Annotated in this window: 23 protein-coding genes; 13 read left to right on the forward strand and 10 right to left on the reverse strand. The window is 34.8% G+C overall.

Annotation, left to right across the window (positions count from 1 at the left end):
- Positions 1–6: 6 nt before the first annotated feature.
- Positions 7–783 carry a biotin--[acetyl-CoA-carboxylase] ligase gene (locus J0M08_05535; GenBank protein ID MBN8702503.1) on the reverse strand — a complete coding sequence of 259 codons (777 nt, stop codon included), beginning with the start codon at positions 781–783 and terminating at the stop codon, positions 7–9.
- Between the two features lie 69 nt (positions 784–852).
- On the opposite strand from J0M08_05535, the gene rsfS reads away from it, so the two are divergent.
- The 10 genes from rsfS (at position 853) to J0M08_05585 (ending at position 8,597) form a co-directional block, all read left to right on the forward strand.
- On the forward strand, positions 853–1,302 hold the full coding sequence (rsfS, locus tag J0M08_05540; GenBank protein ID MBN8702504.1) for a ribosome silencing factor: 450 nt from the start codon (positions 853–855) through the stop codon (positions 1,300–1,302).
- 66 nt (positions 1,303–1,368) lie between these two features.
- Complete coding sequence (gene ftsH / locus J0M08_05545; protein ID MBN8702505.1) at positions 1,369–3,426, forward strand: ATP-dependent zinc metalloprotease FtsH; 2,058 nt, start codon at positions 1,369–1,371, stop codon at positions 3,424–3,426.
- Between the two features lie 6 nt (positions 3,427–3,432).
- On the forward strand, positions 3,433–4,089 hold the full coding sequence (locus J0M08_05550) for an LUD domain-containing protein (GenBank protein ID MBN8702506.1): 657 nt from the start codon (positions 3,433–3,435) through the stop codon (positions 4,087–4,089).
- A complete protein-coding gene (locus tag J0M08_05555) occupies positions 4,089–4,298 on the forward strand; it encodes a DUF2007 domain-containing protein (protein MBN8702507.1) in 210 nt (69 codons plus the stop codon). The genes J0M08_05550 and J0M08_05555 overlap by 1 nt, the downstream gene beginning before the upstream one ends.
- Positions 4,291–5,121 carry a phosphatidate cytidylyltransferase gene (locus tag J0M08_05560; GenBank protein ID MBN8702508.1) on the forward strand — a complete coding sequence of 277 codons (831 nt, stop codon included), beginning with the start codon at positions 4,291–4,293 and terminating at the stop codon, positions 5,119–5,121. The genes J0M08_05555 and J0M08_05560 overlap by 8 nt, the downstream gene beginning before the upstream one ends.
- Before the next feature lie 110 nt (positions 5,122–5,231).
- Entirely contained in the window at positions 5,232–6,005 is a 774-nt protein-coding gene (locus tag J0M08_05565) for a hypothetical protein (protein ID MBN8702509.1), read from the forward strand.
- A 20-nt stretch (positions 6,006–6,025) separates the two neighbouring features.
- The gene (locus J0M08_05570; protein ID MBN8702510.1) at positions 6,026–6,367 is read left to right on the forward strand and encodes a DUF4288 domain-containing protein; all 342 of its coding nucleotides are present in this window, start codon (positions 6,026–6,028) and stop codon (positions 6,365–6,367) included.
- 45 nt (positions 6,368–6,412) lie between these two features.
- Positions 6,413–6,772, forward strand: a complete 360-nt coding sequence (locus J0M08_05575) for a TM2 domain-containing protein (protein ID MBN8702511.1) — start codon at positions 6,413–6,415, stop codon at positions 6,770–6,772.
- A gap of 63 nt (positions 6,773–6,835) precedes the next feature.
- Positions 6,836–7,864, forward strand: coding sequence for a histidine kinase (locus J0M08_05580; protein MBN8702512.1), 1,029 nt, complete (start codon positions 6,836–6,838; stop codon positions 7,862–7,864).
- A complete protein-coding gene (locus tag J0M08_05585; protein ID MBN8702513.1) occupies positions 7,857–8,597 on the forward strand; it encodes a response regulator in 741 nt (246 codons plus the stop codon). The genes J0M08_05580 and J0M08_05585 overlap by 8 nt, the downstream gene beginning before the upstream one ends.
- Before the next feature lie 55 nt (positions 8,598–8,652).
- Here J0M08_05585 and J0M08_05590 read toward each other — a convergent pair whose 3' ends face one another.
- The 3 genes from J0M08_05590 to J0M08_05600 form a co-directional block, all read right to left on the reverse strand.
- On the reverse strand, positions 8,653–10,338 hold the full coding sequence (locus tag J0M08_05590; GenBank protein MBN8702514.1) for a T9SS type A sorting domain-containing protein: 1,686 nt from the start codon (positions 10,336–10,338) through the stop codon (positions 8,653–8,655).
- Positions 10,339–10,512: 174 nt separating this feature from the next.
- Positions 10,513–11,706: a phosphoribosylformylglycinamidine cyclo-ligase gene (locus J0M08_05595; protein ID MBN8702515.1), complete on the reverse strand. Its 1,194-nt coding sequence runs from the start codon at positions 11,704–11,706 to the stop codon at positions 10,513–10,515.
- Between the two features lie 61 nt (positions 11,707–11,767).
- Positions 11,768–14,011 carry an OmpA family protein gene (locus J0M08_05600; protein ID MBN8702516.1) on the reverse strand — a complete coding sequence of 748 codons (2,244 nt, stop codon included), beginning with the start codon at positions 14,009–14,011 and terminating at the stop codon, positions 11,768–11,770.
- Between the two features lie 216 nt (positions 14,012–14,227).
- On the opposite strand from J0M08_05600, the gene J0M08_05605 reads away from it, so the two are divergent.
- A complete protein-coding gene (locus J0M08_05605) occupies positions 14,228–16,651 on the forward strand; it encodes a T9SS type A sorting domain-containing protein (GenBank protein MBN8702517.1) in 2,424 nt (807 codons plus the stop codon).
- A gap of 9 nt (positions 16,652–16,660) precedes the next feature.
- Here J0M08_05605 and J0M08_05610 read toward each other — a convergent pair whose 3' ends face one another.
- Together J0M08_05610 and J0M08_05615 are read right to left on the reverse strand one after the other, a co-directional pair.
- A complete protein-coding gene (locus J0M08_05610) occupies positions 16,661–17,236 on the reverse strand; it encodes a UbiX family flavin prenyltransferase (GenBank protein MBN8702518.1) in 576 nt (191 codons plus the stop codon).
- Between the two features lie 17 nt (positions 17,237–17,253).
- The gene (locus J0M08_05615; GenBank protein MBN8702519.1) at positions 17,254–17,892 is read right to left on the reverse strand and encodes a PorT family protein; all 639 of its coding nucleotides are present in this window, start codon (positions 17,890–17,892) and stop codon (positions 17,254–17,256) included.
- A 144-nt stretch (positions 17,893–18,036) separates the two neighbouring features.
- Between J0M08_05615 and J0M08_05620 the strand changes: the two genes are divergently transcribed.
- The gene (locus tag J0M08_05620) at positions 18,037–19,398 is read left to right on the forward strand and encodes a choice-of-anchor L domain-containing protein (protein MBN8702520.1); all 1,362 of its coding nucleotides are present in this window, start codon (positions 18,037–18,039) and stop codon (positions 19,396–19,398) included.
- A gap of 6 nt (positions 19,399–19,404) precedes the next feature.
- On the opposite strand, the gene J0M08_05625 is transcribed toward J0M08_05620, so the two are convergent.
- The 4 genes from J0M08_05625 to J0M08_05640 form a co-directional block, all read right to left on the reverse strand.
- Complete coding sequence (locus J0M08_05625) at positions 19,405–19,740, reverse strand: MGMT family protein (protein ID MBN8702521.1); 336 nt, start codon at positions 19,738–19,740, stop codon at positions 19,405–19,407.
- Between the two features lie 377 nt (positions 19,741–20,117).
- A complete protein-coding gene (locus J0M08_05630) occupies positions 20,118–21,491 on the reverse strand; it encodes a PKD domain-containing protein (protein MBN8702522.1) in 1,374 nt (457 codons plus the stop codon).
- 60 nt (positions 21,492–21,551) lie between these two features.
- Positions 21,552–21,920, reverse strand: coding sequence for a pinensin family lanthipeptide (locus tag J0M08_05635; protein MBN8702523.1), 369 nt, complete (start codon positions 21,918–21,920; stop codon positions 21,552–21,554).
- Between the two features lie 605 nt (positions 21,921–22,525).
- Complete coding sequence (locus J0M08_05640) at positions 22,526–23,206, reverse strand: T9SS type A sorting domain-containing protein (GenBank protein MBN8702524.1); 681 nt, start codon at positions 23,204–23,206, stop codon at positions 22,526–22,528.
- A gap of 189 nt (positions 23,207–23,395) precedes the next feature.
- On the opposite strand from J0M08_05640, the gene J0M08_05645 reads away from it, so the two are divergent.
- Positions 23,396–24,901, forward strand: coding sequence for a hypothetical protein (locus J0M08_05645; protein MBN8702525.1), 1,506 nt, complete (start codon positions 23,396–23,398; stop codon positions 24,899–24,901).
- The last annotated feature ends 4 nt before the right edge of the window (positions 24,902–24,905 follow it).

Here is a 24,905-nt window from a genome sequence, read left to right on the forward strand (position 1 = left end):
TTTAGATTAAGCTACTACTAATTGTATTTCTTTAAACCCAAACTTTCTAAATTCATCTTCGCCATTTAACACCACCAACAGCTCTCCTATTGGCGAAACGCCTTTAATCACACCATCTACTAGTTTAGTGTTAAGCATAAATTGTTGTTCGAGCCCAAGCCCTTTCAACTTTCCCAAATAGCCCTCTCTTACTTGATTTTGGCCGTTTTGATTTCGTATTTGCAAATATCTTTTGTCTATTTGAGTGCAAATTTTTGCCAAAATTTCTTCTGTATCAAACTCCTCTTCAAATTCGTTACTTAATGAGCTAGCCTGAGTTGGAAACAAATCAAATTTCTTTTGATTTACATTTATACCAACACCAACCACTGTATGCTGAATTGATGTTTCACGAATACTGTTTTCTATCAAAATACCACATACCTTTTTATTGTTCAGTAAAATATCATTGGGCCATTTTATGGCTATTTTGTCATTAAGTTTACCTGTATTGTCAAGTGCTGCCACAAAGTCGCAAATAGCAAGCGACACTGCTTGTGTTAATAAAAACTGATTGGAAATGGGTAAAAAGTGGGGAGTTAAAACTATAGAAAAAGTGAGATTCTTAAAGGGTTCCGACTGCCAATTATTGCCTCGTTGTCCACGGCCATTTGTTTGATTTAATGAATATATTAACGTGCCTTCATAAACTTTTTCTTGTTTCAAAAGTTCTATGGCATAAGTATTGGTTGAGTTAACCTCATGTAGCTTTATTCTAGTATGTCCAATAAATAAACTATTCATAAAACTGCTGTGTACATTAAATTTAGTATATTAATAGGATTAAAATAAAAGGATTTATAATTAGTTGATATGCCCGTAAAAAAAACCAAAAAGACTACTAAGCCTGTTGTTGTAAAAGGAAGAAAAAAAATCGAAAAAAAGGTTGAGAAAAAACCAAAATCAACAACAAAAAAGGCTGAGCCTAAAATATTAGACATCATAATAGACGCTATTAAGGAAAAAAAGGGCGATTATATAGTTAGCTTAGATTTAACATCTATTAAAAACTCTGTAACTAATTATTTTGTTATCTGCCAAGCCAATTCCACAACACAAACAGCTGCAATAGCAGAATCTGTTGAAGATGAGGTAAAAAAGAAACTGCAAATACGACCATATCATGTAGAAGGCAGGCAAAATTCAGAATGGATTTTGATTGATTATGCAGATATAGTGGTGCATATTTTTCAGCCCGATATTCGCTCTTTTTACAATTTGGAGGCACTTTGGGCAGATGCCAAAATTAAAAAGCACAATTAAATACTAAAACAGATTAATTTTTATATGAGCACTAACGAACAACAAGATAAAAACCAGTTTGATAAAATGAAGGAACGGCTTAAGAAAAAGCCGAATATGTCTAAAACACCTTTCAATGTAAACTGGATTTATTTCATCGTAGTAATTCTAATACTTGGATTGCAATTTTGGGGCGGCTCTATGAACTCCGGAATTGGCAAAACAGACTTCTCTTCTTTCGAAGAAAATATGCTTAGAAAAAACCATGTAGAAAGAGTGGTTGTAATAAATAATGAGGTTGTAGAGGTGTATATTAAGAAAGACAGCCTAAACTTACCTCAATACGAAAAAATAAATAAAAAAGGATTTGGAGGTTCTGTTAATCCCGGACCACACTACCAATTTAAAGCCGTAGAAGATTTTGCGTCCAGTTTGCGTGATTCACAAAAAGATGTTCCGGCAGGTCAAAAGAAAGTATATGCCGAAAAAGAAGAACGAACAGACTGGTTGAATATATTTATTACCGGAATATTACCATTTGGGCTAATTATTTTGGTTTGGATATTTATTATGCGCAGAATGGGCGGTGGCGGTGCCGGAGGACAAATATTTAACATTGGAAAATCAAGAGCTACACTCTTCGACAAAGACACCAATGTGCAAATTACCTTTAATGATGTTGCAGGCTTAGAAGAAGCAAAAATTGAGATTAAAGAAATTGTTGATTTTCTAAAGAACCCAAAAAAATATACTGCTTTGGGAGCAAAAATTCCTAAAGGTGCGTTGTTGGTAGGTGCCCCGGGAACAGGGAAAACGCTACTAGCAAAGGCTGTGGCAGGAGAGGCAAAAGTTCCTTTCTTTTCTTTATCAGGTTCCGATTTCGTGGAAATGTTTGTGGGCGTTGGTGCATCGCGTGTGCGAGATTTATTCCGTCAAGCAAAAGAGAAAGCTCCGTGTATAATTTTTATTGATGAGATTGATGCTATTGGGCGTGCACGTGGTAAGAATCCTGCACAAGGAGCCAATGACGAAAGAGAAAATACACTCAATCAATTACTAACCGAGATGGATGGATTTGGTACCAACAGCGGAGTAATTATTTTAGCTGCTACAAATAGAGCCGACATTTTAGATAGAGCATTGTTGCGTCCGGGTCGATTCGACCGACAAATTTATGTGGACATGCCTGATTTAAATGAGCGAAAGGAAGTATTTAAAGTACATTTAAAACCATTAAAACTAGACAATACCGTAGATGTAGAGTTTCTTGCTAGACAAACACCTGGCTTTTCCGGTGCCGACATTGCAAATATTTGTAACGAAGCTGCATTAATTGCTGCCAGAAAAGACAAAAAAGTAATTGACAAACAAGATTTTTTAGATGCCGTAGATCGTATTATTGGCGGTTTAGAAAAGAAAAACAAAATAATTTCAACATACGAAAAAAAGGTTATTGCCTATCATGAGGCGGGACACGCATCCGTTAGTTGGCTTTTGGAACATGCCTCCCCGTTGGTAAAAGTTACTATCATCCCTAGAGGACGTTCATTGGGAGCAGCTTGGTACTTGCCGGAAGAAAGACAAATTACAACACGAGAGCAATTGTTAGATGAAATCTGTTCTGCTTTAGGCGGTAGAGTAGCTGAAGAAATAATGTTTGGAAAAGTTTCCACTGGAGCATTAAGTGATTTGGAAAAAATTACCAAGCAAGCGTATGCCATGATTGTGTATTATGGCTTAAACGACCGCATTGGCAACATTAGTTTTTACGACTCTTCTGGAAATAGCGAATACTCATTTAACAAACCATACAGCGAAAAAACTGCGGAAATTATTGATGAAGAGGTTAGTAAGATGATTGAGGCCGCATATAAAAGAACTAAAGAAATACTTACAACCAATAAAAATTCGTTGATGAAATTGGCAGAATTGCTATTGGAAAAAGAAGTTATTTTCAAAGAAGATTTGGAAAATATTTTTGGCAAACGCTTATTTGAAAAAGACATTCAAAATGATAAAGATGCACTTGAATCAACTATAATTGCTGCAAACGAAAAAGAAGAAAAAAACCTTACCCCTACTGAAAATAAAACAGAAGTAGAAGGCACAGAAAATTCCGAACAAAAAAATCCAACATTGTTTTAAAGTGTTATGGAAGATAGTACTTCAAGAGAAAAAATATTAAAAAAAGTTCGCAAGGCGCTGATTAACCAATCAACCTATGAAATAGGCAATGTAGATTTTGATTCTGAAATATACCATAAGCCAACCGAATCGTACGAAGTGCTATTCGCTCAAAATTTTTCGGCACTAAACGGAAAGTTTATTTTTTGCGAGAGCGAGGCCGAATTCTCGGAAAACATAAAAGCATTGGTTGAAGAAAACAAATGGTCTAATATAACTTGTTTGGAAAGCAATATTCAGCAGTTGCTTACTAATGCAGCTGTTCCTTACATTTCCTCTTCCACCCAAATGGATGAGACGGATATTGGTATTACAAGCTGCGAGTGCTTAGTTGCCCGACTTGGGAGTATTTATATTTCATCGAAACAACAAGCAGGTAGGCGATTGCCTGTATTTGCAAATATTCATATCGTAGTTGCTTATACATCGCAATTAGTGTACCATATAAAAGATGCTTTAAAGCTTATAAAAAATAAATACCCGAACTCTATTCCTTCTATGATAGCAAGTATTGCAGGCCCAAGCCGCACCGCTGACATTGAAAAAACTTTAGTACAAGGAGCTCACGGCCCTAAAGACATTTATTGTTTTTTAATTGACGACTATAACGTAGATAAAAAATAATGGAAAAAGACTGGGAAAAAGTTTACTCAACATCTCAGGCACATCAAGCAGAAATGATAAAAACAATATTGGAGGAAAACGAGATAGAATGTGTATTGATAAATAGACAAGATTCGTTTTACAAATTTATTGGCGAGTTAGACTTATATGTAAATAGAGATAAAATAATTAAAGCAAAAACAATAATTAATAAATTTAGTAGTGAATAATTTTTGGAAGAGAACCATAACGGGCACTTTTTTTATTATAGTAGTTATTGCTTCTATTATTTATTCTTGGCAATCGGCATTTACATTATTCTTCATAATCTCCATTTTAGGATTACTTGAGTTTTATAAATTAATTAGTATTTCGACATACAAACCGCTTAAAGCATACGGGATTATAGTTGCTATATTTGTATGGCTTGTAAACACACCTATTCTAAGCTATTTTTACAGTGATGTCAAATTAGACAAGCTATTTGCAGCATTACCGCCACTACTTTTTTTAAGCTTGCTACTTGAGTTGTTTCGAAAAAAAGAAAATCCAATGGGCAATACAGCCGTTACATTATTAGGCGTGTTGTATATACCAGTATCATTTACCTTATTATTCGACCCTGTTTTTATACTGGAAGCAAATGCAACTAACTACTCGTACGAGGGAATTATAGGCATATTTATCATTCTTTGGAGCAACGATACAGGAGCGTATTTAGTTGGTTCTAAAATTGGAAAAAATAAATTATTCGAACGTATATCGCCCGGGAAAACGTGGGAAGGAACAATTGGAGGTGCTGTATTTGCTGTACTCGCAGGATATATAGTATCCAAATTTTACACCATTCACAACACAACAGATTGGATGGCAATTGCCTTAATCATTGCTGTTATTGGCACATTGGGCGACCTTATCGAATCTCAACTAAAAAGAAGTGTTGGCGTAAAAGATTCCGGCACCATATTACCCGGACATGGTGGAATTCTAGATCGTTTCGACAGTTTTATTCTCATTATTCCATTTATTTACTTCTATCTAAAAGTATTTTAGGGAGGTTTCGCCTACGTTTCTACCTTTTTTACCGACTTTTACCTATACTGCACCTAAATACGCTACTTTACAGGCGTTTACCATTGTACATTTGAATAAAAATAATTACTATGAACACGGAATTTAAAAATGATTTAAGAAGTAAAATAGAAAGACACCATGCACTAGAAAGCAAGCCCGGTAAAATATTGGGAGGTGTACTAGTTATTGTTGTTGGTGCTATTTTACTAGCCCATAAATTGGGCGTGGTATTCCCCGACTGGTTTTTTAGTTGGCAAATGTTTTTAATTGTACTTGGATTATTTCTGGGGCTAAAGAGAATGTTTCGTTCTAAAGGTTGGTTTATACCAATTATCATTGGCGCATTCTTTTTAATAGATGAGTATATAATTACACTTTCTATCGGAGAATATTTTTGGCCTATACTTATTATAGGTATTGGACTTTTCATGATTATTAAATCGACACGAAAAAAAAAAGAATTTTTCTCGACTTATAAAGATGTAAGCAATTTTGGAACTGTCGAAGTGCACCCGGACAACTCTCTTTCAACAACTTCTATTTTTGGAGGCGTAAAAAAAAATATCACTTCTAAAAATTTTAAAGGCGGAGACATTACTTGCGTAATGGGTGGAGCTGAAATAGATTTTATGCAGGCAGATATAGAAGGCGATGCCGTATTAAATATAACTGTGGTATTTGGAGGAGTAATGCTTGTAGTACCATCTAATTGGCAAATAAAATCAGGGCAGGAATCTACAGTAATAATGGGATCTGTAGAAGACAGACGAGTAATGCCTTTGAACACAACATCAGATTCTACAAAAACACTTACAATAAAAAGCTCTACAATATTTGGCGGAATTGAAATAAAAAATTATTAATGGCTAATTAGGCAACTGAAATGAATTGGTATACTTCTAAAATTGTTTTTCAAATAATATGTGGCAATGGAATACATACACCACAATTTGATAGTCAAGTCCGTCTTATAATGGCAAATACAGAAGATGAGGCATATGTAAAAGCATCAAAAATTGGGATTGCCGAACAGGACTCGTTTACCAATAAGGCATTCGAAAAAGTGGAATGGAAATTTATTGCCGTAACTGAAATTTCTAGAATAACAGAATTGAAAGATGGAATAGAAGTTTATTCTCAAATAGATGAAAACGACAACCCTGCGAACTATATTTCGATGTTAGTTCAAAAAGAAAAGAGCTTGCAAACAGTTTTTGTTAATTAATAACACAAATAAAATCTTATATTAATACAAACTAAAACAAACCAAATGGATCAAAAAGTATTGTCTATGCTTCCCGGATTAGAAGCAGATGAAATGATGTACATTCAAGAGCTTCTAAAAAATTTATCCGAAGACCAACAAAAACAGTTTATTCTTCTTTACCAAGGGAAGCGAAAAGATCCTCAAACCATACTAATTTTTACACTAGTAGGATTTCTTGGATTTGCAGGAATACAGCGCTTTGCAGTTGATGAAATTGGAATGGGAATAGCCTACTTGTTTACAGGAGGGTTTTGTGGAATAGGTACAATTATCGACCTAATTAATCACAAGAAACTAACATCCGAATTCAATAGAAAAAAAGCATTAGAGTGCTGCAATATGGCTAAAGTAATGGCCAACTAATTTTAACTACCCATGCATCTATTGTACATATTAGCATACAGCTATTTTTAATAACAATAGAGCATGGGTATTTCATACCAAAAGTTATTCTTTATTCTTGGTGGATGGTATCTGCTTTGGTTAGCAGCCCACACTTTTATTGTCTATCAATTCTATCTAGATTTCTATTTAGCTCTTACAGATAGTTTACTAAGTAATATTCCACTTTTTATTATTTGTTCGCTATTGGTAATTATTCTTAAATACTACCAACCCAATACCAATAATATTGTCAATCTACTAGTTTGGATACTTGTATTATCCGCAATTTATATTGGTCTATTAAAATTAATTTTCCCCATATTCATTGCAAACACCTCAGTAGCCCCACTATTCGAGAAGTCGACTTACATACGCTATTGTGTAGCACTTTTACTTATGAGTTTTGTTTTGGTGCTTAGTTGGGTGTGGCAAACCATCAATGAAATAAAACTAGTGGAACAACGTAAACTACAAATAGAGCAACTTGCTAAGGATGCCGAGTTAAATTCCATCAAACAACAATTACAACCACATTTTTTATTCAATAGCCTCAACTCCATAAGTGCGCTTATTACCATTAAACCGGAAGACGCAAGAAAAATGATATCACAACTATCCGATTTTTTTAGAGGCACTTTAAAGAACGACACGCAACAACTAATTACAATTGAAGAAGAAATAAAATATTTACAACTCTATTTAGATATTGAAAAAATACGTTTTTCTAATCGACTCGATGTTGCAATAGAATTGGATTCAGCCTTAACATCGTGCAAGTTACCCTCATTACTCTTACAACCTGTGGTTGAAAACGCCATTAAATATGGGCTTTACGACACCACAGAAAAAGTGCTTATCTCTATTTCTACGAAAAGACTAGAAAACGATTTAGTTATTTCTATATCAAATCCATATGATAATAAAAGCGTGTCCACTAGAAACGGAACAGGATTTGGGCTATCGTCCATAAGCAGAAGACTACTTTTGTTATATGGCAGAAACGATTTATTAGAGCTTAGTCAGCAAGGAAATATATTTACTACCACCATTAAAATACCTCAACATGCATAGTGTTTTATTAATTGATGACGAATTATTAGCCAGGGCATTGGTAAAAGAGTTTTTATCGGACTTCCCAGAGTTTAAAGTAATAGGCGAATGTAATGATGGATTTGAAGGATTTAAAGCAATACATACACTTAAGCCCGACTTAATTTTTCTAGATATTCAAATGCCAAAACTAAACGGCTTTGAAATGCTTGAAATAGTTGAACATCCTACAAATGTAATTTTCACTACTGCATTTGATGAGTTTGCTGTTAAAGCCTTTGAAGCGCATGCCGTTGATTATTTATTGAAACCATTTAGCAAAGAGCGTTTCAAAAAAGCGCTAGAAAAATATGTAACTCAAAAAGAAAATCAAAAAAAATCAACAGATGCATTGCTAGAAAAGATTACAGGAAAAGAGGATGAAACCAAACGAATTGTTGTAAAATCAGGCAACAGCTTAAAAATTCTAGCAACGGAGGAGGTCGAACACATTGAGGCTTACGATGATTATGTTAAAATTTTTACACTCGATGGCAATTTATATGTAAAGAAAAAAACAATGTCGTTTTACGAAAAAACATTACCTCAAAAAAATTTTATTAGAGCACACCGATCCTATATTTTACAAGTACAACAAATAGTTAGGTTAGAGCCTTACGAAAAAGACGGATACTTGGCCATTTTAAAATCAAACAAAAAAATTCCCGTAAGTAAGACAGGATATAGCAAACTAAAAGAGCTATTAAATTGGTAAAATTAAAAAGCCAAGTAAGCAGAACCGCTTACTTGGCTTAAAGAGGAAGGATAAACTAATTGTTAACTACAAGTTTGCTAACTTGTTTTTCTGAACCATTTACTGAAATAGCAACAAAATAAATTCCTGCTTTAGCAGTACTTAAATCAACTGCTGTATGTTGATTTCCTAAAGAAAGATTTGCAAGTTCAGTAGCATAAACTACCTTACCAGTTATGTCTAAAACTTGAATAACAACATCAGCTCTTTCTTTCAAACTAAAACCGATAGTAGCAATACCACTTGAAGGATTTGGATATACAGAAAGTAAAGACAATACATTACTTACTTCTCTTATTCCTGTGTTAATAACTAACCCCGAAAATTTAGTATCTGTAAAAGATGCTCCAGTTGCGGCAACAGAAGTATTATTCATCAATCTAAAATCAGCTGTATCGCTTAATGCAGTTGGAAACGGATCTACCCAAGCTATTTGAGCAACTGTCTGAGTTGTATCATTACCATCTTGAGAAAAGAATGTATAATAAAAACTATTTGAAGCAGTTGCCAATGGATCAGATGCTCCTACAATCAAATTATTTGCAAACACAGCAGAGTCTCCAATAAAATTATCTTCAGTTGCAGATCCTTCTATTGACACTCCTTTACTCCAACCTACTATTATTGAATTAAATGTTGAGATAGAAGTATTTCTTCTGATACGCAACGCCTTTCCAAACGCTTGATTAGAAGGCAATGAAGTATTACCATCTCTTTTAGGTCCTACTAAAGTAATATTTGAGAAAATTCCTGACGTCAGTGGAGTTCTTCCTGATCCCGGGTCAAAATTATCCGATTCAAAACCATTTGAATCTTTACCAGTATCAGAAATATCTTTATCCCTTATAGCAAGCCCAAACTGAACATTTCCAGCCCAACCATGATCAGTATCAAAATCATCATCTAAGCCTCTAAACGCAATTAAGTATTTTGCATTTACAGCACCACCAAACCATTCGTAAGAATCATCTCCTGAATAAGAAACTTGGATATGGTCTATTTTTGTTTTTCTTCCAACACTTCCCATTGTCAAGCCATTTATTTCCGAATTACTTGCAGATGATAATGCAACCCCCGCATACTCTATTCTTACATAAGAAAGCACTCCGGAACTATCATCATTATTATTTCCACCATGCAATATTTCAGGAAAATTGCTTGAAAACCCTTCTATATAATTCGTATTTGGATTGGTTGAGCAGCTTCCACAAGATGTATTAGTAACACCGTAGCCAAGTATTATCAAGCCTCCCCAATCTCCCGGCAATCTATTGTTTACACCTTGGTCGGAAGTAAAAACAATAGGATTTGCGACAGTTCCTTGTGCAATAATTTTGGCACCTTGTGCAATAATTAAGCAGCTCTTGGTTGCTTGATCTCCGTAAATTATTGTTCCCGGCTGTATAGTAAGCACAGCGCCATTCTTAACAGAAATATTCCCAACTAGTTTATACACATTAGAAGATGTCCATGTGGTGTTAGTTGTAATATCTGAATTAATGGTTTGTGTAACTGTAGTAGGATACGATTTAACATCTGGATTCCATTCTGCCCATCCTGCAGTCCAATCATTCGAACTTACTCCTGTCATTCCATCTGTAACCGGGAACGCACCTTTGTAGGTAACCGGTGTAAAAAATGGCTGTGCTAACATACTACCTGTAAGCAGTGCAGCAGAAATAAATGTGTAAATTTTTTTCATATTCTGTGTTTAATTTAGGTTTCTAATTATGTATTATGTACTTATTCAAATACATGTGTGAAATTAGAATGAGTGAATTACCTAATATTTAACACAGAATTACCACTAAATTAAATGTGCATTAATTGAATGTTAAGCAAGCTCGAAGCTCGAATAATAAGGAGAAATGCAGAATTAGCCCTTGTATGAATATACTCCATTAGAGCTATTAATAGTAAGTTGTTTATTTCCTGCCTCTACCCTACCTATAATTTTTGCATCTATCGAAAACTCATTGATAGAAATATCTATAATTTTCTTTGCGGTTTCTTTGTCAGTATAAATTTCTAATCTGTGTCCCATGTTAAATACCTTATACATTTCTTGCCAAGAGGTATTGCTTTCTTTTTGAATTAGTTCAAAAACGGGAGGTATATCAAATAAATCGTCTTTTACAATATGTATATCATCTACAAAATGCAGCACCTTTGTTTGTCCACCACCACTGCAATGCACCATTCCATCTATTTTATTTCTAAATTTTTCTATTATTCTTTTGGCAATGGGAATATATGTTCGAGTCGGAGACAAAACTAATTTACCTACGGTTGTTTCTACATTTCCTGCAAATTTATCTTGAATAGAAACTTTATCAGTAAGATTTTTTGTGCCAGAATACACGATACTTTTTTCCAAAGAATTATCATAACTCTCCGGATATTTTTCTGCTATATAATTCGAAAAAACATCGTGTCTGGCAGCAGTAAGTCCATTGCTCCCGATTCCGCTATTATACTCTGTTTCGTAAACAGCTTTTCCAAAAGACGCCAAACCCACAATTACGTTTCCGTGCTTTATATTTTTATTGTCTATCACATCGCTTCTCTTCATTCTACACACAATGGTGCTATCTACAATAATAGTTCTTACTAAATCGCCCACATCAGCTGTTTCGCCTCCGGTGGAAAAAATTTCAGCACCAAAAGATTTTATACTTTGTAATACCTCCTCCGAGCCGTTGATGATGGCAGCAAGTACATCTTTGGTGATTAAATTTTTATTTCTACCAATGGTAGAAGATATCATCATGTTATCAATTGCACCTACACAAAGCAAGTCATCTGTATTCATCACAATAGCATCTTGGGCAATGCCTTTCCACACACTGATATCGCCTGTTTCCTTCCAATAGCTGTATGCCAAAGAAGATTTGGTGCCAGCACCATCAGCATGCATTACAATGCAATAGTTAGGGTCTCGGCCTAAATAATCAGGAACAATTTTACAAAACGCTTTTGGAAATAATCCTTTGTCTATATTTTTTATAGCAGCGTGCACATCTTCTTTAGAAGCAGATACTCCTCGCTGATTGTATTTTGTGTCGCTCATATAGATTGAAAAAGGAGCTAAAACAATCAGTCCCGATGGTTAGTCGGGACTGAGAATATTTTTATTTTGGTTTGTTTGTGTTGTTTGGCTGTTGTGGAGTAGTTGCCTTTGGCTGCTGATTAGGAGTAGTTGCAGGCGTTGTATTTGTTGGAGCCGGAATAGTAGTAGGTGCAGTTTCTAATTTTACCGGAGCTTCTTCATCTCCATAATCTTCACCTTCTCCACCCTCTACTTTAGGCAATACCTTAGGTAATGGTTTTGGAGCATTAGGATCTTGGTAATCCCAACGTAATACTCTAAATACAGTTCTTCTGTTTTTTTGGTGAACAGCTTCCTGCTCTTCTTTTGTTTTTAACTGTTTAGTAATGTATTGCTCTGTAGCATATTGCAAACACTTTCCGTCTTTATCTTTCTCTAAACAGATTGGTTTAGACTCACCCCAACCTTTAGCAGAAAGTCTTTCAGCAGGAATACCTTTTTCTTTAATTAAATAATCCACACAGGATTGAGCTCTACGTTGCGATAAATCAATGTTAGATTTATCTGTACCTCTAAAGTCGGTATGTGCATCTAGTGATACAACTAGTGTAGGGTTATCAATCAATGTTTGATACAAGAAATTTAAAGAGTCTTTAGATTCAGGTCTCAAATCTGCTTTGTTTAAATCGTACATAACAGCAGGGAATTTAATACCGGCAGGGTTATTAGGTACTAAGCAAAAATCTTGTTTAAATGTTTTACTTTCTTTTTCTCCTACAGTTGTAATTCTACCTTTTTCTGAGCTATTCAAATATCCAGTACCTCCTGCAGAGTTAATAACTGTGCTAAGAGCTAATGCATCTGTAGATATAACATAAGAAGTATTCATGTTAATGTATCTAGCATTACCAACTTCCGAAAATCTATAGTATCCGGCTTTGTCTGTCTTCATTTCTACGTTTGTTCCATCAGAACCTACTAAACGAACAGTAACACCTTCTAATGGACCTTTGCTAGCACAATCAGAAATAACACCTTCTAAGGTGTACAACACCGGAGGTAAAACGAATGAATATAAATCATCGCTACCTTTTCCACCTTCACGGTTAGAAGCAAAGTAGCCTCTTTCTTTTTTTCCTTCAAAAATGATAGAAAAATCATCTCCGGCTGAATTTATGGGAGCTTGTAGGTTTGTAACATTTGCCCAATTATTATCGCCTTTTTTCTCTGCTTTAAAAATATCCAATCCTCCCATTCCAATATGACCATTTGAGGAGAAATACAAAGAACCATCCTCATGAAGGAAAGGGTACATCTCATCTCCGGAAGTATTTATAGTTGGACCTAAATTAATTGGCGAGCCGAATTGTTTTGCTTTACTATCGTAAACAGCATACCAAATATCTCTTCCACCTTGTCCACCAGACATATCAGACGTAAAAAGAATAAGTTTTTCATCTGCACTTACAGATGGATGACCAAACGCAAAGCTATCTACACAAAAAGGTAATTTTTTTTCATCACCCCAAGAGCTACCTTTTTTAGTTGCCATAAAAAGTTGACATCTTTTTTCTTTGTTTTTCTCTACCTCACAACGTGTAAAATAAATAGTGTTTCCTTTTTTAGCAACTACAGAAGATCCATCGTTAGCAGGAGTGTTCAAAGGCTCCGCAACAGGAGTTGGAGTACTCCACTTTCCGTTTTTATCTACTTTTGTCTCAAAAATATCGCTGTATGTTTGTCCTAGTCCCGGGTCTGTTTTACCACCAGTAGAGCCCTCTCTAGTTGACGTAAAATAAAGCGTTGTTCCTTTTTTATCTGCAAATCCGGGAGCAAAATCTTGTTGCTTAGAATTTAGCATTGCCATATTATCTACTTTAAAACGAGTTGGATTGTCTTTCCACTTTTGTGCCATTTCGCACGATTTAACACCGTCTGCACCTCTTGTATCGGAAGGAACTTCTTTTTTGTAGTTGTTGTATTCTACTATAGCTTCATCGTATTTTTGTTGGATTTTCTTTGCGTCAGCCAAATATAAAATAGCCTTAGGGTCAGGATACTTTGCTTTAACAGCCTTTGCATACCAAGTCTCCGCTTGCTTTGAATCACCAATTTTTCTATAGCACTCCGCTGTTTTAAAAAGAATAGAAGCTTTTTCTTCTTTCTTTTTTGCTTTAGAATAGGCTTTTTTATACAACTCTATGGCATTAAAGAATTCCATGTTTTTGTAAGCCTTATCAGCTTCTTTCGAAAAGTTTTTTTGAGCAAAAGCAGGAGCTACAAACAAAAAAGCTACTAACAAAACGGAACTTAAACGAATACTCATTTTCATATTTTTGAACTGTTACATTAATATATCTGACACGCTAAAATAAACAAATATTTGAAACTAAAAAATATTTATTAGCTTGATTATTAAAGTGATTATGCCTAACAGTATAAAGGGGGAATAAACCAACAGCTCTACTTTATTTACTCTTAATGTTAGTTAAAAAACGCTTTTCTAGGTATATTTGAAACACTATATTAGCACAAACAAAACATGAAACTCCAACTTCTAAGCCTATTTACCTTTTTAAATTTACTATCGCTAGCTCAAAATCCTATTTTTTCTTGTAAAGGATTTAAAACGCTGTTGCCTGAAGCAACTGCAACTAATTCGGCTCAAGCCTTAAATACCAGAAGCGACACCTTTGATATTCTTAAATACACCATCAACTTAGAAATTACCGACTTTACAAATAAAAAAATTAGTGGGAATACAATTGTTCGCTTTGCTCCAAAACTAAACGGAGTTAATTATATAGACCTTGATTTATACAAACTAACTGTTGATTCCGTAAAATTAAATAGTAATAATCTATCATTTACTTATAATGCAGGAACAGATTCGTTATTGCATATTTTACTTGGAACAAACTACAATACAACAGATACGCTCGATTTAATTGTGTATTACAATGGAAGTCCGGCAAAAGACCCTTCCGGTTGGGGCGGATTCTATTTTCAAAGCGGGTATGCGTTTAATTTAGGAGTAGGTTACTCGGCCAATCCTCACAACTATGGACGAGTTTGGTTTCCGTGTTTCGATAACTTTGTAGAACGCTCTAAATACGAATTTAATATTACAACAAACAGCGGCAAACGTGCGTATTGCAATGGATACTTAAGCAAAGACACCTTGTTTGTGAATGGCAATAGAATAAGTACGTGGGTGCTAGAGGACGAAATTCCAACTTATTTAGCGTGCGTTGCTGTTGCTAATTATACACACGTATCGCAGATATATAATGGTGTTCAAAGGAACATACCTATTTGGCTTACCGCAGCACCTGCTGATACTACCAATTTAAAAAACGCATTTATCAATTTAAAAAATGCCCTTGCCGGATTTGAAAACGATTATGCACCTTACGCATGGAACAAAGTTGGCTATAGCTTAGTTCCTTTTAGCAGTGGGGCAATGGAACATGCTACAAACATAGCCTATCCGCAGCTAGGTGTTGCAGGAGGCTCTACCGGATTACAAGATTTAATGGCGCACGAGCTTGCACACCACTGGTGGGGAGACTTAATTACATGTGAAACTGCTGAAGACATGTGGATAAACGAAGGTATGGCAACGTATTCGGAACATATTTTCTTTGAGAACCTGCAAGGGAAAAATGCTTACAAAAACCAAGTGCGAACCAATCACGAGGATGTACTGCATTTTGCGCACATTGAAGAGGCTGGATACAGAGCAATTTCTGGAATTCCACATCAGTACACGTACGGGAAACACGTATATAATAAAGGAGCTAGTGTAGCACACACGCTTAGAGGCTATTTGGGAGATTCTCTATTTTTTGTGGGCCTACAACACGCTCTAAATACATTTAAGTTTACACATGTAAATAGTACTCAATTATTGAATGACATGAGCACTGCTACCGGAGTTCCACTTACCAATTTTTTAAATGAATGGGTGCTTGGTGCCGGATTCCCTCATTTTTCTATTGATTCGAGTAGCGTTGCAGGTGGCGGAGCAAATAATAACGTAACTGTTTACATTAAACAAAAACTGACAGGTGCGCCAAACTACTTTACAAATGTGCCAATTGAAATAACCTTTAAAAATGCACAATGGCAAGATACTACAGTACGAACAACGGTTTCGGGCAAACACACCACATTTACTATTTCGTTGCCTTTTGCGCCTACTTACATTGCATTAAACTTAGACGAAAAAATAAACGATGCCATTGCGCCCGATTACAAAACGATTAAAAGTGTTGGAACCTATACGCTTTCAAATGCACGAATGACGGTAATTGCGAGTGCTGTTACGGATTCAACCTTTCTTCGTGTAGAACATAATTATACTGCTCCCGACCCGTACAAAGCTTCTACATATAAGTATAGAATTTCGCCAAATAGATATTGGAAGGTTGATGGGATAATACCGGCAGGCTTTAAGGCAAAAGGACGAATAAACTACGATGGCAGGACAAACTTTAGTGGAAATGGGTATTTGGATAATGCACTAATTACAACAACAGAAGATAGTTTGGTTTTATTATACAGAAAAAATGCTGCGGACGACTGGCAAGTATTTCCATACTACACAAAATCGATGGGTATAAACACAGATAAAGCAGGGTTAATAACAATAGACTCTTTGTTCAAAGGAGAATACGTATTTGCGATGCAAGATAAAACAGCCGGTTTGGCAGAAAATAAAAACTTATTTGAGTACTCTGTTTATCCAAACCCAACTAATGGAAACATTTATGTAGAAATTCCGGAAACTATAAATGGGAACACCACATTTGAAATTATTAATAGTGTTGGTGCTAAAGTGCTTACCGGAAATGCGAGTAACTTTTTTGTAGTAGATACAAAAACCTTCGACACTGGAATGTATTTAATTCGAATTAAAAAAGACAATCTAATTACAACAAAGCGTTTTGTGGTAATCCGCTAAATACTGCTGCTATTCATCATTCCAACGATAGGTTTTTGAATTTTGCAACCCTGCCAAATCTAGCACTCTATCTACAACAGTAGCTGCAAGCTCTTCAAAGTTTGTTGGCTTGCTATAAAAAGAAGGAGATGCGGGACAAATAATTCCACCTGCCTCGGTAATTGTTTTCATATTAGTAATATGAATTAAACTTAACGGAGTATCGCGTGTTACGAGAATTAATTTTCTGCGTTCTTTTAAAATAACATCTGCTGCACGAGTTGTTAAATCATCAGAAACACCTGCCGCAATTCGTCCTAAGGTGCCCATGGAACAAGGGCAAATTATCATAGTAGTATATTTTGCAGAACCGGAAGCAAACGGTGCGAAGAAGTTCTTCTTATCGTAAAATTCGAACGAATACTTTTCGTAGGATTTATCGCCTAATTCAAATTCCCACACCTGCTTGGCGTTGTCGGACATAACTATTCCTACTTTATCAATTTGCTCGTGTAGCTGCAAAAGCTTATCCAACAGCACTTTTGCGTAAATAGCACCACTGGCACCGGTTACAGCTACTACTATTTTATGTTTTGTATTAGACATACTTAATTTATATAAACTTACAACTCATAATTTAAGCTAAGACAAAGCAAACTATTGTAATATCCTTTATTAAAAAAATTAGACATTAAATTAGGCGAATATACTGCAAATGGAAACTTTCTGATAGGCATTAGAGAATAACTTCTTCTAATTGCTACTGTCCATTTTTCGGCAAACTGATAATAAAATCCAGCAAAAAACATAACATCACTTTTTTCGAACGGATACAATTGAATAACAGGCCCCGCTTGATTTTGTTCGGAAAAGCTAAAAAGTCGACCATAAGACGCTCCGCCTTCAAAATATATTTTTTTATACCTATACCGCAAGCATACCGGAACATCAATATAATTGAGCCTGAGCAAATAAGAAGTGTAATCGCCTTTTTCTGTATCCGGGTTCTTTCTACTTCCTTTTTGTGTATATATAATTTCAAATCGAACATCAAACTTGGAGTTTAAATTTGTTCGAACATACGCTCCAACAAGCGGCCCAACTTTATCAAATCCCCCATAACTATCGCCATCTACCTGACTAGTGGAAATACCCGCAATAATTCCGGCATGAAATTTTTTTGAAGGGGTTACATTCTCTTCTTGAGATTGTAGATGATATGATAAGATAAGGGCAAAAAAGAAGCTCGTATATTTTAGCATGCGCTAATTTACAAATAATTTGAGGGCTTTGTTTTAATCCATATATGCTTTAACTTTGTGTTAAACCTGTATTAATAATTTAACCGCGTGAGAAAATACAATTTAAGTATTGTACTAGTTCTGCTACTGTGTTTAAACATAGTAATGTCTCAACCTTTGTCAGTGCAGCAAAAAACTGCTGCTCAATTAGTAAATAATGTATTATTGGGAAATGGTGTTACAGTATCGAATATCACCTACAACGGAGACCCTCAAGCAATAGGCTTTTTTAAAGGCGCGACTAGCAATATTGGCTTAGACAGCGGCATTATTATGACAACAGGAGTTATACAAGACGCTCCCGGTCCGAATAGTATGTTTGGCGCATCTACATCTCATTATACAAGTGGAGACCCTGATTTGGATATTTTGGCCGGATTAACAACCTACGATGCGGCAATAATTGAATTTGACTTTATACCTAAATCAGACACTGTCCAATTTAGGTATGTGTTCGCATCTGAAGAATACATGGAGTTTGTAAACCCTCTATTTCCAATTAATGATGCATTCGCTTTTATAATTACAGGGGTTACTGTAGCAATGCCTGCTTCAAATATTGCTTTAATTCCCGGCACAACTACACCCATAAACATAAATAATATAAACCTAAACAATTACCCTAATTTTTATGTTGACAACGGTGATGGTTGGGGAACAGGAACTGCTCCAGATGGATTAACAGTTAATTACGATGGCTTTACGAAAGTATTTACAGCTATTGCAGCAGTGCAATGTGGAGAGACTTATCACATAAAATTAGCTATTGCAGATGGATCCGATTGGTCGTACGACTCAGGAGTATTTATCGAAGCGGGAAGTTTTAGTTCTAAATCTGTGGTGTCGATTAAATCAGATTTATTTCAAGGAGCTGCGCAAGACCAAAATACGGTTTACGAAAACAATGGTTCTATAAATATCTGTTTTGACAGAGGTACAAAAAACATATCTAAGCGCGAAGCTTTTAAATACACACTCAGCGGCACGGCTGAAAATGGAGTTGATTATGTTTATTTACCGGATAGTCTAATTTTTCAGGCAGGAGAAGACAGCGTGTGTATTACAATACAAGCCATTACAGATAATATCGTAGAGTGTAAAGAAGACATCCATTTTGACATTAACGAAATTGGCGCTTGTGATTCGCTAATTGCGAACTTTACTTTTTATATTCAAGATACATGCGTGTCGTACTTTTATATTCCAACCGCATTTACTCCTGACGGAAATGGCAACAACGATTTATTTATGCCACAGAGCGCAGGAGTTTTATCTTTTGAATTAGCCATTTACAACAGATGGGGTGATTTAGTCTTTCAAACCACAGATCCTACTATTGGTTGGGATGGAACAACAGGCGGAAAAAATGCACCACAAGGTGTTTACATTTGCAAATACTCGGTAGAAAGTGTTTATGGGGATTTTAAAGAAGAAGACAAAATATCGCACGTGGTGCTAATTCGATAATTAAATTTACAACTCCAATTCCTTTAATGGATCCCAAAAAAGAGTTTTAAATTTTTCTATTTTATCTTTCTTAACTTTTACGCCTTCCTTTTCTAACAGTTCCTGCATAAGGAAAGGTGTTGCAAAATGATGCTTGCCGGTTAACTCTCCATTTCTATTTACCACTCTATGTGCAGGCACTTTTGGTTTTACGGAATGAGAGGCATTCATTGCCCAACCAACCATCCGAGAAGAACGCTTTGCTCCTAAATAAGCAGCAATTGCGCCATAGCTGGTTACTCTTCCTTTAGGAATAAGTCGCACTACCTGAAAAACTTGATCGAAAAAATCGGAAGAAGCCAATGTAAAAAGTTAACGTGGATTTGCTTTTAGTCTGCATTTGAATTTCGTAAAATTCAAATGCAGACTGATTAAGATTACAACTTTTCTACAATAGTTCGCACTACAAAATAGAGAATTGTGGCTATAACGAATACCGCCACAGTTCCTGAAGCAATTTGCGAAACTCTTTCTTCGAGTTTTTGGGTGTTTTTTGCAATTGTTCTCATGATAATTGGGGTGTTGGTTTCTGTAAGATACAAACAGATGTTAATCGCATTTAACAAGCATTAACAGACTTACTAACTTTGAGTTGTTAATTTCGAAACACTATTTTTTTAGCATAAAAAAACGGGCTGCAAAATTGCAGCCCGTTGAAAAATTAACTTGCCCTTATCCCACTAATGACTAATGATCAATCTTTTTGCCGTTCCTAGTTCATTATCTACTTTTATAAGATAGATACCATTCGGTATAGATTCTGTATTTATAGTTACACTATTCAATCCCTGCGTTTCTTTTACAATTATTTCATTGCCTAGCATATCTAGAATTGAAATTTGCTGTTTGGAAACATCTTTTAGATTTATGGTTACACTTTCGTTTGCCGGATTTGGGAACGTATTTGATATACTAGATTGTACACTTCTTATTCCAGCAAGCCCTTGAGTATTTATAACAGTTATCGACTGTGCAGAAAAAATTGTAGTACAAGTTGTACTTGAGCAAGAATCACTTGTTAGTATTGTTAAACAAACTTGATATGTACCCACATTTGCGTAAGTATGTGAAGGATACTGCTGGTTTGAAGTATTCCCATCTCCAAAACTCCAGAAGTAACTTACTGAGCCATTCCACGATACATATGGATAGAACAAATAAGAGTTGCTACTTAAATTTGAACTATCTAAGCTACTATATAGTTGAATAGAGCATGAAGAACCAGAAGACGAACAATTTACTATAACAGACTCACAATGACTAACACTGCAATTATTTGCACTATCCGTTACTGTTAAACACACTGTATATGTTCCAGGGGCTGCATAAGTGTGGCCCTCTGGACCGGTATAGGAAGTATATACATTTCCATCACCAAAATCCCATGAAAAAGTTGTACTAGCGCCTACTTGACTCAATTTATACAAAGCAGGAACGAAGTAAGTTATTCCATTAGTACAACCCGAATCATTGTAGGTAAATGCTGCATCACAAGGATTTGTTTTAATTTGATATCCACCTTGTGTTTGGCAGCCAATATTATCTGTTACAGTTAATCCATAAAATCCTGTGCACATGGCAGTATTTGACCAAACTGATCCTGAAAGAGATACTAAAACATTGTTTGGATCTACTAGCGTGTAAGGACTAACTCCACCGGAAATAGATATGATTACAGAACCATCACAATTAAGTGATGAGCTTGCGTCTATTGTTGTTATTGCTATTTGAGGTGGGGAGCATGCATTTGTAATGGAAATTGTAGTATCGCAAGCAAAAGAACTACATAGCGAATCATATAAACATACAGTAAAGTTGCCATTTTGCGAGTAGGTATGAGTAGGATTCTGTGCATTCCCATAATAGCCATCTCCAAAATCCCAAGCATATTGTCCGAATGTAGAATTAGATGATGTGTTTGAAAAAGTTACCTGATTACCATTCGTGACTGAATAACTAAATGATGTTACACAATTTTGTGCTTTACTAGTAAGAGCAAAACAAAGAATAATAGCTACTAAAATTCTTTGAAATTTTTTGATTGTTGTTTTCATAATTAATCGTTTTAAAATTTTGATTTCAGGATAAAAGAGTAAATATTTAGTTTTTATAAATTAACATACTGCTGCGCTAATGCAAGCCAATGCACCTCCTCCGATACTTACAGCAACACACCCAACAAAATCCTTTGTTTGTATTCCATTACAATAGATATTATTGGAGTCTCCACAAACTAATTCAGATGCCTTGTCGCCAACAGTAAAAGACTCATTCTCTTCCAGATATGACTTCACTGCACAAGTAATTCCAACTACAACTGTAGTTTGTCCTGTTGGAACAGCTGTTGTAGCGCTAACGACAGCACTCGTAAGTGCCGCCTCTCCTTTTTGACCGGCAATAGTTAATTGTGAAGAGGGTTCTAAATTTGTAATAAAGCTTTGTACTTTAATTTCAGTCAAGCTAAATTTCTTGATTGGTTTCATAACAATTAGTTTTTAGTGATTAATACTTTATTTAATTAAAAGATTGAAAAATCCAAAAGCCATAACCGAGAAAACGGTTATTACTAATACATGAGAAAATAGGTTTATTAGTTTCTCTGATTTTTTATTTGTGTGCGCATTTGCTGTTTTCATGGCTGACATCTTTTTATTTATTTATAATTAATTTCTTGATACAAACTTCGGCTAAGAAATTCAGTAAGACGAATTAGAATTTCAATTTTCTTACGCATTCAAATACCATTTCAGCATAAAATATTCTCCATAGAGAAAGAAAAAAAACTCTTTAGTCTCCCGAAAAGCCTAATCCATAGCAGTAGGAGCATTAGTTCAATTAGCTTTCATAGCATATCGCTTGGCATGTATTACGAAAATCATGGTGATACAATTTCACACTGAGCAGCAATAAAAATGGCCCTAGGGGTGGATGGGGAGAGACTGGCTTATGAGAAAGCGCATGCGATTGCCACCGCAATTAGCTCACAATTTTTAGCGCTAGTATCTTTTAATTGACAAAACGCTCTAAACAAGAACAGCCATACTAAGCATAGTATGGCTGTTTTATAATAATGCTTTACTACTAAAAACTAGTCGGTCTTTACAAGGCGAATTACGTGAGAGCCCTTTCCCTTAGTATTAACATAAAGCAGGTAAATTCCACTTGGCAAATGATTTATTCTATAGCCATCGTTGGCAACAATTAGAGGCAACTCCGCTCCTTGCGAATTATACAGCTTTATGCTTTCCAGCGCAATATCGTAAGAAAGCTTAACACCAAACTCTTGTGCAATTGGATTAGGATACACGTTAATTTCACCTTTACTATTTATTTCAAGTATAGATGACGGACTTGCTATTACAGTTAATATTGTCCGAGCTGTATCCGGGATAGATCCATTGCCAATCATAGGCCAAACCACAATAACATTAGGGCCTACAGCCTGCTTCCCGTAAGCAGTAGGCAAATTGTTTATTGTAGTTAAAGAACTATCTCCTGGCTGAAGAGAATATGTAAAAAACTGCACTAAAGTATCTGACGATGTAAAAGAATTTCCAATTCCTGTGCTGTCAATTCCTATTCTATATTGTAAACTATCATTGTAAGGCAACGCACTTTCGTTTTTCAGATAAAAAGTTGTAGAATAATTGCTTCCCATTTGAAGCGTGTCTGGGGTAAGCGTAAGCCATTTAGTACTTAGTGATGTTTGAGAGTAATACCTAAAGCAGCCTAGCACTAAAAGTAAAATGATGTATCTACAATGTTTCATCTGTATTAAATTTTAAGTTTCTAATTGTCACATGAGATACGCCACCTTTTTAATATTCATTTCTGTTTGTGTTTACCATTGGCAAACATGGCTATTTCATGGTACTTGTCTTGCTTTTTTTAAATATACCAATTATTCATTATTAAATTTACATATATTTATATAAATCTTACGCATTCAATTATATAAATGGATATTCTAATTCAATTAATTTCATCTCTATCCAAAGAAGAACAGCGCAACTTTAAACTTTTCTTAAACAGAACCAACAGTTCCGCAGAGCGAAAAGATGAAATGCTATTCAATTACATTAAGAACTCATACCCAAATTACGATGAAGAAAATATAAACAAAAAACTTTACTACACAGAAGATAAAAATGCACTCTATCGGCTTAAAAACAGGCTAGCCGAAGATGTTTCTAAAAGCTTATATCTGCTACACTACGCTATTTCAGATTACAATAAGTGCCTATACTATATTTCTCTGAGCCATGTTTTTTTTAACAAGAAAAACAAAACATTACTTCAATTCTTTATTAAAAAGGCCGAGGTGACAGGAGTTCAAAATGAATTTTACGATCTGCTTATCGTTATTTATAATTTTAAAATAAAAATTGCATCAGACTTTTTAGAAGTAAGTCCGGAAGAATTTATAAACCAACGAAACAACGCACAAAAAACATTAGATAAACTGAATCAAATAGAGGAAGTTGTTGCCGTATTATCATACCGTATAAGAACTTTCCAACTACACACATCTTCTAAACAGAATAAAGTACTAGAATTACTTGAGAAAACAATCAAAGAATTTTCAAAAGACAAAACCATTAAAAACAGCACCACGTTTAAAGTAAAAACATACAATGCAATTAGTCGTATACTTCTACAAAAACAAGACTACGTTTCACTAGAACGGTATTTGCGACACACCTATGCAGATTTCAAAAAAAATAATCTGTTTGACAAAAATAATCACGAAGTGAAAATTCAGTTAATTACATATTGGATAAATGCTCTTTATAAAAATCAGAAATACTACGATTCGTTAAAACTAACAACAGAGCTTAAAAATGCTATCGAAGAGTTTAATTATTTACATTACGAAAAGTACTTATTCTTTTACTACAACTCTCGTATTATAAATTATTCAACCTTAGAAAACTCCTTTGAAAAAAGAGTATCTATTTTAACTGAAGCCATAAATAATCATATTATACAAAAACAGACGAATCACTTGGCAATTCTGTATTCTAACTTAGCGTTGGCATATTTTGACAACCAAGATTATAAAAATGCACTTAGAAATATTTTAAAACTTATAAATAGCAGACATTTTGAACAACTGGACATGGGATTTCAATGCAAATTAATTTTTGCAGAACTAATGATTCGCTTCGAATTAAATGACATTGAGTATGTATCTGCTCAATTTTTAAAAATAAAAAGAAAATACAATGCGTTCTTAAAACTTCCATCCAACTCTAGAGATAAAGATTTCCTAAATCTTTTAACTCTACTGTCCAAAGATTATCGACACACGAAAAAGAAAAAGCTTGTGATTTCGTCATTAAAAATATTTACAAATAAATACAGTAACGAAAACTATAATGACGTTATAAACTACAACCCTTGGATAGAAAAGCAAATAGAGATAATTAAAGGACACACTACTAATAAATTGCAAAATCATTAGTATA

Source organism: Bacteroidota bacterium, from assembly GCA_017303975.1.
In the GTDB taxonomy this organism is placed as follows: Bacteria; Bacteroidota; Bacteroidia; order JAFLBG01; family JAFLBG01; genus JAFLBG01.